This is a genomic window from Halalkaliarchaeum sp. AArc-GB (assembly GCF_031432225.1).
Lineage (GTDB): Archaea > Halobacteriota > Halobacteria > Halobacteriales > Haloferacaceae > Halalkaliarchaeum.
In genome coordinates this window covers 75,889-90,832 of record NZ_JAVKGM010000003.1, presented here as the reverse complement: position 1 = coordinate 90,832, position 14,944 = coordinate 75,889, and the positions used below count along the sequence as shown (strand labels likewise).

General features: G+C 64.2%; 13 protein-coding genes and 1 pseudogene. 9 read left to right on the top strand and 5 right to left on the bottom strand.

Annotated elements, in window-relative coordinates; translation table 11 throughout:
• Positions 1-44: 44 nt before the first annotated feature.
• Both pstB and phoU read left to right on the top strand, forming a co-directional pair.
• Positions 45-854: a phosphate ABC transporter ATP-binding protein PstB gene (gene pstB, locus RH858_RS05205; protein WP_259536393.1), complete on the top strand. Its 810-nt coding sequence runs from the start codon at positions 45-47 to the stop codon at positions 852-854.
• Between the two features lie 94 nt (positions 855-948).
• The gene (phoU, locus tag RH858_RS05200; protein ID WP_259535852.1) at positions 949-1,623 is read left to right on the top strand and encodes a phosphate signaling complex protein PhoU; all 675 of its coding nucleotides are present in this window, start codon (positions 949-951) and stop codon (positions 1,621-1,623) included.
• 23 nt (positions 1,624-1,646) lie between these two features.
• Here the strand turns inward: phoU and RH858_RS05195 are convergent, their stop codons facing one another.
• Positions 1,647-2,861 carry an MFS transporter gene (locus RH858_RS05195; RefSeq protein ID WP_310561287.1) on the bottom strand — a complete coding sequence of 405 codons (1,215 nt, stop codon included), beginning with the start codon at positions 2,859-2,861 and terminating at the stop codon, positions 1,647-1,649.
• 160 nt (positions 2,862-3,021) lie between these two features.
• Between RH858_RS05195 and hmgA the strand changes: the two genes are divergently transcribed.
• Complete coding sequence (hmgA, locus tag RH858_RS05190; protein WP_259535855.1) at positions 3,022-4,251, top strand: hydroxymethylglutaryl-CoA reductase (NADPH); 1,230 nt, start codon at positions 3,022-3,024, stop codon at positions 4,249-4,251.
• A 151-nt stretch (positions 4,252-4,402) separates the two neighbouring features.
• Complete coding sequence (locus tag RH858_RS05185) at positions 4,403-4,987, top strand: hypothetical protein (RefSeq protein ID WP_259535857.1); 585 nt, start codon at positions 4,403-4,405, stop codon at positions 4,985-4,987.
• Here RH858_RS05185 and ilvD read toward each other — a convergent pair.
• Together ilvD and RH858_RS05175 are read right to left on the bottom strand one after the other, a co-directional pair.
• On the bottom strand, positions 4,973-6,712 hold the full coding sequence (gene ilvD, locus RH858_RS05180) for a dihydroxy-acid dehydratase (RefSeq protein ID WP_259535859.1): 1,740 nt from the start codon (positions 6,710-6,712) through the stop codon (positions 4,973-4,975). The two genes, RH858_RS05185 and ilvD, sit on opposite strands and share 15 nt — an antisense overlap.
• 105 nt (positions 6,713-6,817) lie before the next feature.
• Positions 6,818-7,675 (bottom strand): inositol monophosphatase, encoded by an 858-nt coding sequence (locus RH858_RS05175; protein WP_259535862.1) that lies wholly within the window; start codon positions 7,673-7,675, stop codon positions 6,818-6,820.
• Between the two features lie 124 nt (positions 7,676-7,799).
• Between RH858_RS05175 and RH858_RS05170 the strand changes: the two genes are divergently transcribed.
• The 3 genes and pseudogenes from RH858_RS05170 to RH858_RS05160 all read left to right on the top strand — a co-directional run bounded on the left by RH858_RS05170 (position 7,800) and on the right by RH858_RS05160 (position 10,277).
• On the top strand, positions 7,800-8,876 hold the full coding sequence (locus RH858_RS05170) for an aminotransferase class V-fold PLP-dependent enzyme (protein WP_259535865.1): 1,077 nt from the start codon (positions 7,800-7,802) through the stop codon (positions 8,874-8,876).
• 80 nt (positions 8,877-8,956) lie between these two features.
• Positions 8,957-9,343, top strand: a pseudogene (locus RH858_RS05165) (hypothetical protein); the annotation flags it as partial.
• Between the two features lie 25 nt (positions 9,344-9,368).
• Positions 9,369-10,277: a class I SAM-dependent methyltransferase gene (locus RH858_RS05160; protein WP_259535867.1), complete on the top strand. Its 909-nt coding sequence runs from the start codon at positions 9,369-9,371 to the stop codon at positions 10,275-10,277.
• 39 nt (positions 10,278-10,316) lie between these two features.
• Here the strand turns inward: RH858_RS05160 and RH858_RS05155 are convergent, their stop codons facing one another.
• Both RH858_RS05155 and tnpA read right to left on the bottom strand, forming a co-directional pair.
• The gene (locus RH858_RS05155; protein ID WP_259535869.1) at positions 10,317-11,786 is read right to left on the bottom strand and encodes a heme-binding protein; all 1,470 of its coding nucleotides are present in this window, start codon (positions 11,784-11,786) and stop codon (positions 10,317-10,319) included.
• Between the two features lie 143 nt (positions 11,787-11,929).
• Positions 11,930-12,337: an IS200/IS605 family transposase gene (tnpA, locus tag RH858_RS05150; protein WP_259534411.1), complete on the bottom strand. Its 408-nt coding sequence runs from the start codon at positions 12,335-12,337 to the stop codon at positions 11,930-11,932.
• Between the two features lie 44 nt (positions 12,338-12,381).
• Between tnpA and RH858_RS05145 the strand changes: the two genes are divergently transcribed.
• Complete coding sequence (locus tag RH858_RS05145) at positions 12,382-13,686, top strand: transposase (RefSeq protein ID WP_310561286.1); 1,305 nt, start codon at positions 12,382-12,384, stop codon at positions 13,684-13,686.
• 218 nt (positions 13,687-13,904) lie between these two features.
• Positions 13,905-14,870, top strand: coding sequence for a hypothetical protein (locus RH858_RS05140; protein ID WP_259535871.1), 966 nt, complete (start codon positions 13,905-13,907; stop codon positions 14,868-14,870).
• Positions 14,871-14,944: the final 74 nt, after the last annotated feature.

Genomic DNA, 14,944 nt, shown 5'->3' with positions numbered 1-14,944 from the left:
CGATGAGCCAGGATCAATCGAACCCGAGTCAGGAACGTGCGACAATGAGCCAGGGGCGGATCGACGACGACATCGATCCCAGCATCGAATCGACGCCGGAGGGCGCCACCGCGATCGAGACCCGAGACCTGGAGGTCTTTTACGGCGAGGAGCGGGCGCTTCACCCGACCTCGGTCCGACTGCCAGAAAAGCAGGTGACGGCGATCATTGGGCCCTCTGGATGCGGCAAATCGACGTTCCTCCGGTGTTTGAACCGGATGAACGACCTGATTGACGTCGCCAGAATCGAAGGCGAGGTGTTGTTCAAAGGAAAGAACGTCTACGACGACGACGTCGACCCGGTGGCGCTGCGCCGTCGGATCGGGATGGTGTTCCAGAAGCCGAACCCGTTTCCGAAATCGATCTACGACAACGTCGCCTACGGGCTGAAGATCCAGGGGTTCGAGGGCGACCTCGACGCCCGCGTCGAGGAGTCGCTCCGCCGGGCGGCGCTGTGGGACGAGGTGAAAGATCAGCTCGGGTCCTCCGGACTGGACCTCTCCGGGGGGCAACAACAGCGGCTCTGTATTGCCCGGGCGATCGCTCCCGACCCGGAGGTGGTGTTGATGGACGAGCCGGCCTCCGCGCTGGATCCGGTTGCCACCTCGAAGGTGGAGGATCTCATCACGGAACTCGCGGAGGATTACACCGTGATCGTCGTCACGCACAACATGCAACAGGCGGCCCGCATCTCCGACAAGACGGCGGTGTTTCTGACCGGCGGTCGGCTCGTGGAGTTCGGCGACACCGACCGCATCTTCTCGAACCCCGAACACCAGCGGGTGGAGGATTACATCACCGGCAAGTTCGGGTGATCGACCGTGGAGGCCGTATCCTGGAGGTGCCACGGACGGAACGGACGAACGGAGACAGCCTTTTGAGTGAGCCGACGACACAGGGAACAACGACATGCCACGCACGGATTACCAGGAGAAATTAACTCAGCTCAGGGAGGACGTGCTGTTCATGAGCGAGGTGGTCGCCGAGCGGCTACAGATGGGACTGGACGCGCTCGCACAGCAGGACGCCGAAATGGGAGAGGAAGTGATCACTCGGGATCACGAGGTGAACCAGCTGTATCTGGAGCTGGAGAAGGACTGTATCGACCTGATCGCGCTTCAACAGCCCGTCGCCGGCGACCTGCGCTTCATCGCCGCCTCGTTCAAGATCATCACCGACCTCGAACGGATCGCCGATCTCGCGACCAACCTCGGAGAGTACGCAAAGCAAGCCAACCGGAGCGTCTTCCCCGACGTCGACGCCCAGCAGATCGGCGCAAATACCCTCACGATGCTGGATGCGGCGATGGAGGCGTACGCGAACGAGGACGCCGAGACGTGTTTCGAGGTCGCCGCAATGGACGACGACCTCGACGAGCTGTGCGAGAAGGCGAGCGAGGCGGTCGTTCGCGAACTCATCCAACAGGAGCGGTTCGACGACGAGACGGAACTCGAGGCACTAATGAACGAGGTTTCCCGGCTGCTGCTCACGATCCGTGACCTCGAACGCGTCGGCGACCACTGCGTCAACGTCGCGGCGCGGTCGCTGTACATGATCGAAAACGACGACGAGTTACTGTACTGAGTCGGACGTCGCTGTTTTGGAACTCACCGTTCGACAAGTGGAAGTCGACTCGAGATCGCCATCAGTACGACCCCGAGCGCTGCGAGCACGAGGAAGGTTTCATCGAAGAACCCGCGATCTGCAGCGGCGCCGAACACGACTGGGCTTCCAGCCCCGACCGCGAACACCAGCGTGCGCAGGATGCCGAACCCCGTCCCCTCGACGTCGTCCGGAAGCGCCCCGACGAGATACGACTCGGTCGCTGTCTCGAACGCGAGCAGCGTCCCCAACAGGATCGAGATCACGACCAGCAGTGACAGGCTCTCGACGAACGGCAGCGCCGCAAGTGCGGCGACAGACGCGACGATCGGGGCCGCCGTGTACCGGACGTTCAGACGATCGTAAAGCGCTCCCGAAATCGGATGGATGACTGCAGTCGAGACGAAGTACAGCCCGAACAGCGCGCTCGCGACTGCCGGAGAGATGCCCTTCCGCTCTATCAAGTACGTCGGATAGAACCCGGTGAACGCCTGCCAGATCGAAAAGCCGACGATCAACACCAGCGTGGCGAGCAGTACTGGGGGGTTTTTGAGTTCTCTGAAGACGTATCGGGCGGTCGCAAGCGAGAACGTGTCGACTGCACTCCTACCGTCGTCCGGCTCGGTGGGAACCGTCACCCACAGTGCGATGGCGACCGCGACGAACGCGGGGATCGCTACTCCGAACCCGAACTGCCAGCCGAGCACCACCGCGATCACGCCCGCGATGGGGGGCAACGCCGCCTGTCCGATCTCCGGGGCGACGTTCGTGATCCCGATCGCGGTGCCGTAGCCGTCGGGATACACCCTCGCGATCGCAGTAAAGCGGGCGATCGCGTAGAAGCCGACGCCGAAACCGAACGCGGCGGTCGCGAGAAACAGCGCGATCGGGGAGCCGGCGACGACGATCAACACGACCGACCCGCCGGAGACGACCATGCTCGCCACGAGCGTTTTCCGCTCGCCGATCCGGTCTGCGAACAGCCCGCCAGGAAGCTGTCCGAACGCGTACGCGACAAAAAGTACCGTCAAGAGCGCCCCCGCAGTCGCGAGGTCCAGCCCGTACGTCGCACGGAGATCCGGCAACAGAACCGGATAGATCGTCCGCGTGCCGATCGTGAGCCCCCAGCCGGCCGCGATCGCAAAGAGGATCGGCCCTCGACCGTCGCTCGCGAGCTGGCGAAGCTGGCTCGCAACCGACGGCAGATAACGGGAGAGCATCGACTGTCCGGATGATGGTCCGGATCCGGGGCGTATCATTATTGACGCCGGACACAGTATTGCCGCAACCGACCCGTCTCTGGCGACGCCCCGGAATCGCTTCCGTTGCCGGCGTCTGGAACCGACAGTTCTTATCCCTCAGCGTAACCACTTACTGGACATGACAGACGTCGATGCCGACGACCTCGCCGACAGCGTTCGGGAGGGGGAGCTCCGGCTCCACGAACTCGAGGAGCACGCCGACGCCGATCTGGCGACTGCTGCCCGACGGTTGCTCGTCTCCGAACAGTCCGGCGCCGACCTGGAGACCATCGGCGCCTACGGGTTCCCGGCCGAAACGGCCGGCCCCAACGTCGAGAACATGCTCGGCGCCGTCCAGGTACCGATCGGCGTCGCGGGTCCCGTCCGGATCCGCGGTGGCGCCCTCGACGACGAGCGGTATCTCCCGCTGGCAACGACTGAAGGCGCACTGGTGGCCTCGGTCAACCGGGGTTGTTCGGTGCTCGACGCCGCCGGCGGGGCCTCGGCTCGCGTGACGAAATCGGGGATGACCCGCGCGCCGGTATTTAAAGTCGAAGACGTCGTCGAGGCGGAGGCGCTCGCAGGGTGGGTTCGCGACAACGTCGAACAGCTCGCAGACGCAGCCGAATCGACGACCAGCCACGGGGAACTTCTCGACGTGACACCGTACGTCGTCGGCGACAACGTCTACCTCCGGTTCCGCTACGACACGAAGGACGCGATGGGGATGAACATGGCGACGATCGCGACCGGGGAGGCGTGCGACCTGATCGAATCGGAGACGGAAGCGTCGCTGGTCGCGCTGTCGGGCAACCTCTGTACCGACAAAAAACCCGCCGCGGTCAACGCAATCGAGGGTCGCGGGCGCACGGTCACAGCGGACGCGATCATTCCCAGGGACGTTGTCGAGTCCCGGCTCCACACGACGCCGGAGGCGATCGCGGAGATCAACACCCGAAAGAACCTCGTCGGCTCCGCGAAGGCCGGCAGCCTGGGGTTCAACGCCCACGTCGCGAACGTGGTCGCGTCGATGTTCCTCGCCACCGGTCAGGACGAAGCCCAGGTGGTCGAGGGGGCGAACGCGATCACGACAGCGCGGACCCGTGGGGAGCCTGGCGAGGCCGACCTGTACGTTTCGGTGTCGCTCGCGAGCCTCGAAGTCGGCACCGTCGGCGGCGGAACGAAGCTTCCCACCCAGTCGGAGGCGCTGTCACTGCTGGGCGTCTCGGGCGGCGGCGACCCGCCGGGGACGAACGCGGACGCCCTGGCGGAGGCGATCGCGGTCGGAGCGCTCGCGGGGGAACTCTCGCTTCTGGCGGCGCTGGCCTCCCGCCACCTTTCGTCTGCCCACGCCGAACTCGGCCGGTGACGAACCACGGGTGAGGGACGTCCAGTGATGAACTCGCGGTGACGGACCCTCCGGGAACCACACTGGCGTTTCGGCACCACAAAAGCAGCTTTATACTGTGCAACGATGCTCATGGAGGTAGCACATCTACCTCCGACTGGAGGAGCCATCTGTGCAGACTGACCCACAACTCGTCGACGACGGTGCGCCGGAGGACGACGGTTCCCGGACGGAACGCGAGGACACACCGTCGAATGGCGAGCTGATCGACGGCGACCCGCGGGAGTCGTACTCGCCCGCGGAGACGCATCCCGAGCCCGATCAGATACGGATCGGTGGGCACGACGACTACGCTCTCGATCGGGCGAGCGCGAGAGAGCGGTTCGAGTGGCGACAGGTCGATTTCTCGACGCGCTGTCACTCGGGAACGCTCATCGAGGGGATCTGGGAAGGGGTGTCCGTCGCTGACGCCATGGACGCGGCCGACCCGTCGCCGGAGACGACTCACGTGGCCCTGGTGGGCGTCGACGGCTACACTCGGTGTGTACCGGTGCTCGCTGTGCTCGACGGGATCGTCGGGTTCGACTGCGTGGACGGGCGGGACGACGGGGCGCCGCGCGTCGTGGCGTCCGGACTGGATTCCCAGGCGTCGGTAATGCGGCTCAGCGCGATCGAACCAGTGTCGCTTGCTCCCGGCGAGGATCCCGGCGAGGTCGAGATCGCACTGCCGGCGGAGGAACAATCAGTCCCGCTTTAGCGCCGGATTGGTGACGGCTCCGTCGGCCGCCGAGCCGAAGTCGCGGGCGAACTTCGCGAGAACGCCGCCCTCGTAGGGTGGGTCAGGCTCTTCCCACGCGTCGCGACGGCGTTCGAGTTCCTCCGAAGACACAGCCACTGAGAGCTCTCGGTTCGGCACGTCGACGGTGACCTCGTCGCCCTCCTCGAGCAGCCCGATCGGGCCGCCGACGGCTGCCTCGGGCGCGACGTGGCCGATCATCGGCCCCCGGGTCCCGCCGGAGAACCGACCGTCCGTCAACAGCGCTACGTCGTCCTCGTAGCCGGCGCCGACGACCGCGGCGGTGACGCCGAGCATCTCGCGCATCCCCGGCCCGCCTTTCGGCCCCTCGTTGCGGATGACGATCACGTCGTCCGGATCGACGTCCCCGTCCTGGACGTACGCCATCGCGTTCTCCTCGTGTTCGAAGATCCGTGCGGGGCCGACGTGACGGAGGGTGTCGTTGCCGGTCGCCTTCAGCACCGCCCCGTCGGGCGCGAGGTTTCCCGTGAGGATCTTGATCGCGCCTTCCGGCTGTTTCGGCTCGTCGACGGTGTAGAGGAACTCCGAATCGAGCTCGTCGTCCTCCGGGAGATCCAGCGTTTCAAGCTCCTCGGCGATCGTCCGACCGGTGACGGTCGCGGCGTCCCCGTGGAACAGCCCCGCATCGAGCAGCCGGCGGATCACGACCGGCACGCCGCCGACTTCGTGGAGGTCGTTCATCACGTGGGCGCCCCCCGGCTGGAGGTCGGCGATCTTGGGGGTTCGCTTCGAGATCTCGTCGAACTCCTCGATCGAGAGATCGACGTCGGCTTCGGCCGCGAGTGCGAGCAGGTGCAACACGCCGTTGGTCGAGCCGCCGATCGCAGTCTGGAGGGCGATCGCGTTCTCGAAGGATTTTCGGGAGAGGATGTCGGAGGGCCGGCGGTCCTCTTCGACGCATTCCAGGGCGAGTTCGCCGGCGCGCTCGGCGACCTCGTACCGTTCGGGGTCCTCTGCGGGCGCCGACGCCGACCCGAGGGGGGCCATCCCGAGCGCCTCCGAGATCGACGCCATCGTGTTCGCGGTGAACATCCCGCCACACGAGCCGGCGCCGGGACAGGCGTTGCGCTCCAGTTCGTCGAGTTCCTCTGCCTCCATCGATCCCTCGGCGTACGCGCCCACGCCCTCGAACACTTGCACGATAGTGACGTCCCGTCCCTCGTGCTGGCCGGGCATGATCGAGCCGCCGTACAGGAACACCGACGGGAGGTCGGATCTGATCGCGGCCATCATCATCCCGGGAAGGTTCTTGTCGCAGCCACCGATCGTGACCAGCGCGTCCATGCGCTCGCCGAACGCGACGAGTTCGACGGAGTCGGCGATCACCTCGCGGGAGATCAGCGAGGCTTTCATCCCCTCTGTGCCCATCGAGATGGCGTCGGAGATGGTGATCGTCCCGAACTCGATGGGCATCCCGCCGGCGTCGTCGATCCCGTCGATCGCGGCGTCGGCGACGTCTTCGAGGTGGACGTTACACGGCGTGATGTCCGCAGCGGGGTTCGCGACCCCGACCATCGGCGAGGAGAGGTCCTCGTCGTCGAACCCCATCGCCCTGAACATCGATCTGTGGGGGGCACGCTCTGCGCCCGTCGTCACGTCGCTGCTCGGCAGCGACGGGTCCTTTTCGCCGGCGAACCGCTCGCCGGACGACTCTCGGTCGTTCATATCAGTTCGGACGGGTCCCGGGGGGTTAAAAACCATCGGCCCGGCAGGGATTGCGCGCACGCCGACGTGATGACACTCCACGTGGCTACGGATCGCTCCACGTGGCTACGGATCGATCGTCTGTGAAGCCTCGAGCACGTGGTCGTGGACGCCGCCGTTCGAGGCGACCAGCCCGCGGGAGTCGTGTCGCCACCGGCCCCCGTCGAGATCGGTCACTCGGCCGTCGGCAGTGCGGACGAGGTGGACGCCGGCGACGGAATCCCACGGGTTGCACAGGACGTTCGTGATCACGCCGTCGAGCGCGCCGGCCGCGAGCATCGCAAGCTCCAGCTGGGCACAGCCGACGCGCCGGAGGTCGCCAAACCGGGTGACGATCCCCTCACAGGCGCGGGTGTACTCGTCGCGTCGGTCGAATCCCCACCACACCGTCGGCGCGACCGCACACGTCTCCGGGTCGGTTCGGCCGCTCGTTTCCATCCGGGTTGCCCCCGGGAGCCCCGCGAGGTCGCCGGAGTCTGCTGTCGCGGAGACGAGTCCCGCGTCGATCGGCCCCTCGAAGGAGACGGCAGTCCGGCCGTCGGCGAGGTACGAATCACCCAGGGCTGGGGCCTCGACGGCGGCGGCGACCGGTTCGCCGTCGACGACCGCCGCGACCGCGGTGACCCAAAACGGGATGTCGCGGACGTAGTTGTTCGTCCCGTCGATCGGATCGACGATCCAGGCGGCCCCTTCCTCGGGCACTGTCTTCTCGGCGTCGCCCTCCTCGCCGACGATGGCGTCCTCCGGAAACGTCTCCCGGATGGCGTCGGACACCGCTGCCTGTGCGTCCCGATCGGCAGCGGTGACAACGTCCGTCTTCCCGCCTTTGTTCTGGACGTCGATTCCCGTCCGGAACCGCTCGTCGGCCACCGAGGCGCCGGCCCGTGCGGCCCGCGCGGCGACCGCGACCCGTGGCTCGCTCATACGGACTGTTCCTTTCGCCCCCATCCTGAAGCCGTCGATCCACACTACGGTTCACCCCACCGGCGTCTCGCACCCGTCCCGTTCCCACGGCAGCGTTTAAGCCACCGGAGCCGAATCCGCCCGTATGCTCATGACGCCGGGACCCACGGAGGTCCCGAAACCGGTCAGGGAGGCAATGGGAGGCGAACTGATAAACCCGAACGTCGATCCGCGGTTCCGAGAGATCTATCGGGAACTGACCGAACAGCTGTCGAGGGTGTACGGAACCGGGGACACCGACCACCAGGTCGTCGTCCCCGGCGGGGAGGGGATCCTCGGGCTGGAGGCGTCGATCGCGTCGCTGGTCGAACCCGGAACCCGGGTACTCTGTCTCTCGAACGGGCTGTACGGCGACGGGTTCGCCGATTTCGTCGAGAGCTACGGCGGGGAAGCAACGCTCGTGTCCGCGCCGGATACCGAGCCGCTCCCGATCGAGGAACTCGAACGCCGGCTGCAGGAGGATACCTTCGAGGTCGCGACGATGGTTCACTGCGAGACGCCGACCGGGACACTCAACCGGATCGAACCCGCACTCGATCTGCTCGCGGAGCACGGCGTTGTCACCGTCGTCGATGCCGTCTCCTCGCTCGGGGGGACGCCGGTCCCGACCGGGAAAATCGACGTCTGTCTGGGGGCCTCACAGAAGTGCTTCAGCGCACCGCCGGGACTCACGACCGCCGCAATAAGCGACGCCGCCTGGGAGGGCATGGAAGAGCGGGACAACCGATCGCTGTACACGAACTTTCTGCCGTGGCGGGACACCGACGAGGAGTTCCCGTACACACACCTGACGACCGAAGTCGTCGCGCTCCGGAAGTCGCTCGAACTGTTGCTCGAGGAGGGGCTCGAGTCGGTCTACCGCCGTCACGAGCAGGCCGCACGGCACTGCCGCAAGCGCGGGGCCGAACTCGACCTCGAACTGCATCCCGACGCGGGCGACGGTCGGACTGCAGCAGAGCGGAGTTCGCCGACCGTTACGGCGTTTTCGGTACCGAACCGCGCCGAGGTGATTCAGCGTCGGCTCCGGGAAGATTACGACATAACGGTCGCGACTGGGCTGGCGAGCCACGCCGAGGACGTGATCCGGGTGGGGCACATGGGCCATAACGCGCGCGTCGAGAAAGTCGACCGGACGATGGACGCGCTGGCTTCTGTCCTGTAGTCTCGACGCTGGCTTCTGTCCTGTAGTCTCGACGGCGATATCTCGGAGGCGCAAACGACAACAGTGATGACGCCCCGGACGCAATAACCGATATGCTCGAACGGCTCCTGCACGCGTTCGGCTACGCGTTCGCCCACCTGCTTTTCTTCCGGGCCGAGTCACCGGACGCGATCGTCCGGCGGCTCCGGCTCGCCTACCGACTGGTCGGCGTCCGGATCGTCGAAACGCCCCGGATCGACGACGTTCGCCGGACGGTCTTTCTGTGTCCCTACCGGAACCTGGCAGCGGGTCGGTTCGGCGAGAAGTGGCTGTGCCACGAGAAGCTCGACCGGGTCGACGACGGGTACGTGACCTTCCTCCGCCGGCACCGGGACATCGATTACCAGCGGCCCCAGTGCTGTAGCGAGCTGTCATACTGTGCGGACTCGGAGTACTGTTACTCCGAAGTGTCCCGATTCGAAACGTGAGCGGATCCTCAAAAAGGGGCCCAGAATGACGGATCCGGATCTCGCCCGGCGGATCGCCGACCAGTTCTCCGGTCGGGGGAAACGCGCCGACATCTGGCGAGGGTTCGACGCCTTCCTCGACACCGACGCGTTCCTCAACCTCGGATACTCTCCACGATACGGCAGCCACCTGCTCGGGTCGCCCCAGGACAGGCTCGCGAACCTCGTCGTCGCGGAGGTAACCCGTCACCACCGTCGCTCCGAGCCAGACGGGCGTTCCGCGACACGCGCTGGAACACTTCTCGACGTCGGCTGCGGCCGAGGGGGTCCGACATCCCGGCTCGCAGAACAGACGCCCTTCGACGTCGTCGGTATCGATCTCGTCGCCGAAAACGTCTCGCGGGCCCGAAACGCGTCTGCCACCCCCGGGAAGGGAGCCGAAACCGGTGTCCCGTCGTTTCTGATCGGCGACGCGACGAGGCTCCCTTTCAGGACCGGGGCGTTTTCCGCCCTGGTCGCCGTCGATTCGCTGGTGTACGTGCCGGCGATCGAACGGGCGTTCGACGAGTTTTCGCGTGTGCTTTCCGACGGCGGCGTCGGCGTCGTCTCTGACCTCGTCGCCGACGGGGGTGGCGACGTCCCCCCCGACGTGCTCGACCGGTTCGGCGAAGCGTGGGACATGCCTCGTCCACGACAACAGGAGGCGTATCTCTCGGCAATGGCCGACCGCGGGCTCCGGGTTCGGCGGGTGAATGATCTCACCGACAACAGCGTCGGACGGTTCCGCAAGTGGTCGCGACTGTATCTCACAGTCGCCGACGGCCCGGCGGGGGACGTGCTGGAACGACTCCTGCGCCGGGAGGGACTCGACCCGGACGCCGTCACTGAACAGGTGCGGGCCGCACACCGGGCGTTGCCGGCGCTCCGGCACGTGCTGGTGTCGTTCGAGCGGTAGAATCCGGACAGCGATTCCGGAGATCTCAACCCCTGCAGATCAGGCCAGGAAGACGTGCCGCGGTCGGTCTGCGAGCACGTCCCGCCCCCAGTCGACGGTGTCTCGGAACGCGTCCGAGCGGAAGAACTCCATTGCGTCGTCTCGGGAGCGCCACTGGCTGGCGATGAACGTGTCGTTTTCGTCCTCGACGTTGACCATCAGGTCGGTGTCGTGGTGTCCGTCCATCTCGGCGAGCATGCCGCCGACGGTGTCGAACTTCTCGAGGAAGTCGTCCCGGTGTTCCGGCTTGATAGTGTAGAACATGCCCATTGTTCCGAAGCCGGACTCTTCGCCCGCCCGCGAGACGATTCCGGGGAGTTCAGACAGGAACCCGGCTGCAGTCTCTGCTGCGGAGTTGGTTTCCCAGATGCTCACGACCGCGTTGCGGTCGCGATCGCGACCGCGGTAGACGGCGGTTTTGACGTGCGTGTCGTAGTGGTCGAAGTTGGCCCGGAGACCGTCGACCTCCTCGAACAGCTCCTGGGCGTCCGTCTCGGAGTACAGCACCGTCGCGTAGACGTCCTCGCCGTGGGGCTTTCCGGCGTAGATGTTCATTTCCTCGAGTTGACCACGGATGTCGTCGGCCTCGCCGGTCTCGTCGTGGGCCCTCTCGGCGTGAGTGCCCTCGTCGTGGGCCCTCTCGGCGTGGCTTCCTCCGTGGGCGTGGCCGCTTTCGTTTCCGTGTTCGGCGGTGGGAACCTTCGCGCCCTCGAGGAACGCTCCGAGGTCGCTCGGCGGGAACCGCCTGCCGACGTAGAAGTACGGGAACTCGCCGTACAGCGAGGAGGCCTCGTCGAACCGCATCTCGTAGACGATGTCCTTTAGATGGACCGGGTCGTCGGCAAACAGCGTGACACCCCATTCGTGGTCGTCGAGTCCGACCGATGAGGCGACAACCTGCGAGACGTCGCCGGCGTACTTGCGGCCGAACTTCCCGTGGCCCTCCATCAGCTCCGCGCGCTCGTCGAACGACAGCGCGTACCAGTTGTACTGTTCCCCGCGCCGCTTGTTCATCGGATAAAAACAGAGGTACTCGTTTTCGGGGATGTCGGGTTCGAGCTTCCCCTCGATGTATCGTCGCAACCCCTCGTTGGTCTCTTCGGCGTCCTCCTTGAAGTAGTCGTCCGAGACGTACCCCGACACTTCGGTCACCGAGACGTACGACGTCGACCGTTCGGTAAACTCGGCGAGTGCGGTCGTCTCGAACCGCCGCTCCAGTGCCGAGAGGTCATCGAGCGTGGGCCGGAAATGGAGAACGAGGAGGTCGGTTTCGTGCCCCATCATCGAGAACACCGCCGACTGTCCGTCCTCGGCATCGGCGACGGCTTCACACTGCTCGAGGAACGCCTGCCCCTCCTCTATCGCCCGTGTTCGACGCCGTTCCGGCGTCTCCTGCCAGCGCTGCCAGTCGATCGTCCGGAAGTCGTGGAGTACGTACCAGCCTTCGTCGGTCTGGGGTGGCTCTACCATGGACTCGGGTACGGACTGGAACTGTTTGGCTTTTGTGAGTCTTCGCTCTGCATCAGTTGGGGTTTTCGAATCGAGATCCGCCGGTGATCTAAACGAAAAGCAGCGCGAGTTCCCCGCCCCACCGTGGGCGGGGGTGAAGCGCGTCACTCCGCCGCGTGTTCCGTCTCTTCGATATACCGTTCAACCACTTCCTCAGACATCGCTCCCGTCGTCCCAACGTAGTATCCGACTTTCCAGAATCCGCCACCCCAGAAATACGACTCTCGAATCTCGGGGTACCGTTCCAGCAAGTGCTTGCCAGAGTACGACTTGAATTGCCGAGCGATGTTCGCAGGGCTGTACTTCGGGTCTGTTTGCACGAACAGGTGAACGTGGTCGTCTGCAATCTCCAAGGCGAGAATCTTGTGACCGAAGTGGTCAGCAGTCTCACCAAACAACTCCCGCACATCGTCTTCAACTACGTTGAGAACCGGATGGCGGTACTTTGGACACCACACGAAGTGATACTTACAGGAACTAACTGAATGTGCATGACTACGGTATTCTTCCATCTTGAATCCCTATATTTATGACAGTCTGGAACGAGTGTCAAAGCATGGGTGAAGAAGCCACAAAGACGATTCAGACGCGCCTTCACATCGCGTCTGGTGAGCGGTCGTGGCTTCACGACGCCCGCCTTGCATCACGCGAGATATTCAACGACACCATCAGCCTCACACAACAGGGCCACACGCGCACTGAGATACAGAACGAGGTTGACCGCGACGACTTCTTGCGGAACAACAAGTGCGCGGTCGTCGGCAAAGCCCTCCAAACGTGGGACTCATACCAGTCACTCCTTAACTGGTGGGAAGAACAGGATGATCCTGATGGAGGCAAGCCAACGCCTCCGAGTACGGACAAATCTGGTGCGTATCCGGTCGTGATGGCACACACGGAAGGCTACCGCCTCACCGTAGATGAAGACACGAACCGCGTCCAGTTCCGCATCAGCCCGAAACCCTACAAGAAGGTGAAAGGACACCTACGCGGCGACCCAGATGCGATGGACGAACTTCGAGACGCTATCACGTCGGATGAAGTGGATGTTGGGCAGGCCGAACTCCTGTACCGCGATGGCGTGTACTACCTACACGTCACGGTCACACGCGAGTTCGACGTGCCCGACCCCGACACCAGCGACACGCTTGTTGGCGTGGACATCAACGAGCGCAATATCGCTCTCACCGCCCTCGACCGCGACACGATGCGGACGAAGGGCACGCTCGTCCTCGACTACGGACGAGTCAAGCAGGAACGCCAACGCTACCACACCATCACGAAACGCTGTCAGGAACACGGTAAGACGAGCATCCACCGGAAACTCGGTGACAAGGAGGAGCGGTTCACCGAGTGGGTGTTGCATCGGCTTTCCCGTGCTGTCGTGGAGTTCGCAGAGCAATTCTCGACTCCGGTTATCGTGTTCGAGGATATGAGCGGCATCCGCGACGAAATCAAGTACGGGACGTATATGAACCGCCGGTTGCACAAACTGCCGTTCCACAAGTTCGAGAAGTTTGTCTCGTACAAGGCGACGTGGCAAGAGATTCCCACGGACACAGTGGACGCTTATTACAATTCGCAGACGTGTTCGTGCTGTGGTGAGCGTGGCAGTCGGCAGGGACGGCGGTTCCGATGTGCGAACGACGAGTGTGATGTGACACAAGACCACGCCGACCGGAATGCGTCTGTGAACATTGCATGGCGCGAGAAGGCGAAATTCGACGGTAACACGACGAATTACCGGACTCACAAAACCCAGCCACAGGTTCGGTTGGTGCGTCTGTCCGGGTCGGGACGCGTAAGCCGCCCACCCTCATCCCGCTCGCTTGCCGAGCAGGGAGTGCTACTGCACGGCTGAGGGAACTACAAAAGCCTCGGGCCACCGCGCCCGAGGTTGTTTACGTGGTTGTTGCCTACTATCTGCCCCCGGAGCTCGCACTGACATCCATTATACAAGGAGTTCAACGTTCCCGGCCTGTGTATAAACAACTGTATAATTAATCTCTCGAATTTGCTTATAAACAATTGTATATTCGACATGACTTTATTAACCTTTGAAATCGAAACATGAGTGTGATGCCAGGGGATAGCCCAGCGGTTGACGAGGAGAGTCGAAACCAGACAACTGACAGCAAGGGCCGCGTTTCGACGCAGCGTCGGGCGGTCCTGGCGGGGACGGCCGGCTTCGCGTCGGTTGCGCTGGCGGGCTGTGCCGGCGAGGAGGAGCCGACGCCGGAACCGACACCCGAACCGACGCCGACCGAGGAACCGACGCCGGAGCCGGAAAACTACGTCGTCACCGACGACATCATCGCCGGCTCCGCGGGCGTCCCCGAAGGCGCTGGCGGCTTCGCACAAGCGTGTTCGCCCCAGCGGCAGTTCATTCCCGGAATGCAGCCGGTGTTCAAGGTCGGCATCTGGGACCCTGCCACGGGCGACATCGTCGGTGACGACGTCGTCGACGAGGCTACCGTCGAGATCGACGGTGGACCGTCCATCGAACTCGAGTGGTCCGAGGAGGATCAGTACTGGGACAACAGCTGGATGGTTCCGGACGACTGGGAACCCGGAACCGTCACCTACGAAGTGGAGGTCACTAACGAAGGCGAGTACCGCAACGTCGGCATCCTCGAAAGCGAATTCGAGGTCATCGAGTTCGACGATCCGAAGAACTACGTCGTCACCGACGACCTGCGGACATCCAGCGACGGGATCCCGGACGACGCACAGTTCGTCTCCTCGTGTGGTCCCTCGCGCGCGTTCGTGACGGGAATGACGGTGATCTTCGACATCGGCGTCTACGACGGCTCCACTGGCGAACCAGTGGGTACCGACGTGGTCGACGAAGCGACGCTCACGACGGATCGGGACTTCTCGGCCGAGCTCGAATGGGACGATGAAGACCAGTACTGGCAGACCACGTGGGAGGAGATCCCGGACGACGAAGAGCCCGGTACGGTCACCTACGAGGTGGAAATCACCAACGAGGGCGAGTTCTACAACGTCGGCGTGCTGGAAAGCGAATTCGAAATCATCGAGTAGGGCAACTCCCTCGATTCACCCGTTCGTGACAGAACAGCCCGCAACCGCGACTTTTCTTTGGATGGTTTCGATAG

Bases quoted from the DNA above. Each gene is read 5' to 3' on its own strand.
- pstB (WP_259536393.1), top strand. From the start codon at position 45: ATGAGCCAGGGGCGGATCGACGACGACATCGATCCCAGCATCGAATCG.
- phoU (WP_259535852.1), top strand. From the start codon at position 949: ATGCCACGCACGGATTACCAGGAGAAATTAACTCAGCTCAGGGAGGAC.
- RH858_RS05195 (WP_310561287.1), bottom strand. From the start codon at position 2,861: ATGCTCTCCCGTTATCTGCCGTCGGTTGCGAGCCAGCTTCGCCAGCTC.
- hmgA (WP_259535855.1), top strand. From the start codon at position 3,022: ATGACAGACGTCGATGCCGACGACCTCGCCGACAGCGTTCGGGAGGGG.
- ilvD (WP_259535859.1), bottom strand. From the start codon at position 6,712: ATGAACGACCGAGAGTCGTCCGGCGAGCGGTTCGCCGGCGAAAAGGAC.
- RH858_RS05175 (WP_259535862.1), bottom strand. From the start codon at position 7,675: ATGAGCGAGCCACGGGTCGCGGTCGCCGCGCGGGCCGCACGGGCCGGC.
- RH858_RS05170 (WP_259535865.1), top strand. From the start codon at position 7,800: ATGCTCATGACGCCGGGACCCACGGAGGTCCCGAAACCGGTCAGGGAG.
- RH858_RS05160 (WP_259535867.1), top strand. From the start codon at position 9,369: ATGACGGATCCGGATCTCGCCCGGCGGATCGCCGACCAGTTCTCCGGT.
- RH858_RS05155 (WP_259535869.1), bottom strand. From the start codon at position 11,786: ATGGTAGAGCCACCCCAGACCGACGAAGGCTGGTACGTACTCCACGAC.
- tnpA (WP_259534411.1), bottom strand. From the start codon at position 12,337: ATGGAAGAATACCGTAGTCATGCACATTCAGTTAGTTCCTGTAAGTAT.
- RH858_RS05145 (WP_310561286.1), top strand. From the start codon at position 12,382: ATGGGTGAAGAAGCCACAAAGACGATTCAGACGCGCCTTCACATCGCG.
- RH858_RS05140 (WP_259535871.1), top strand. From the start codon at position 13,905: ATGCCAGGGGATAGCCCAGCGGTTGACGAGGAGAGTCGAAACCAGACA.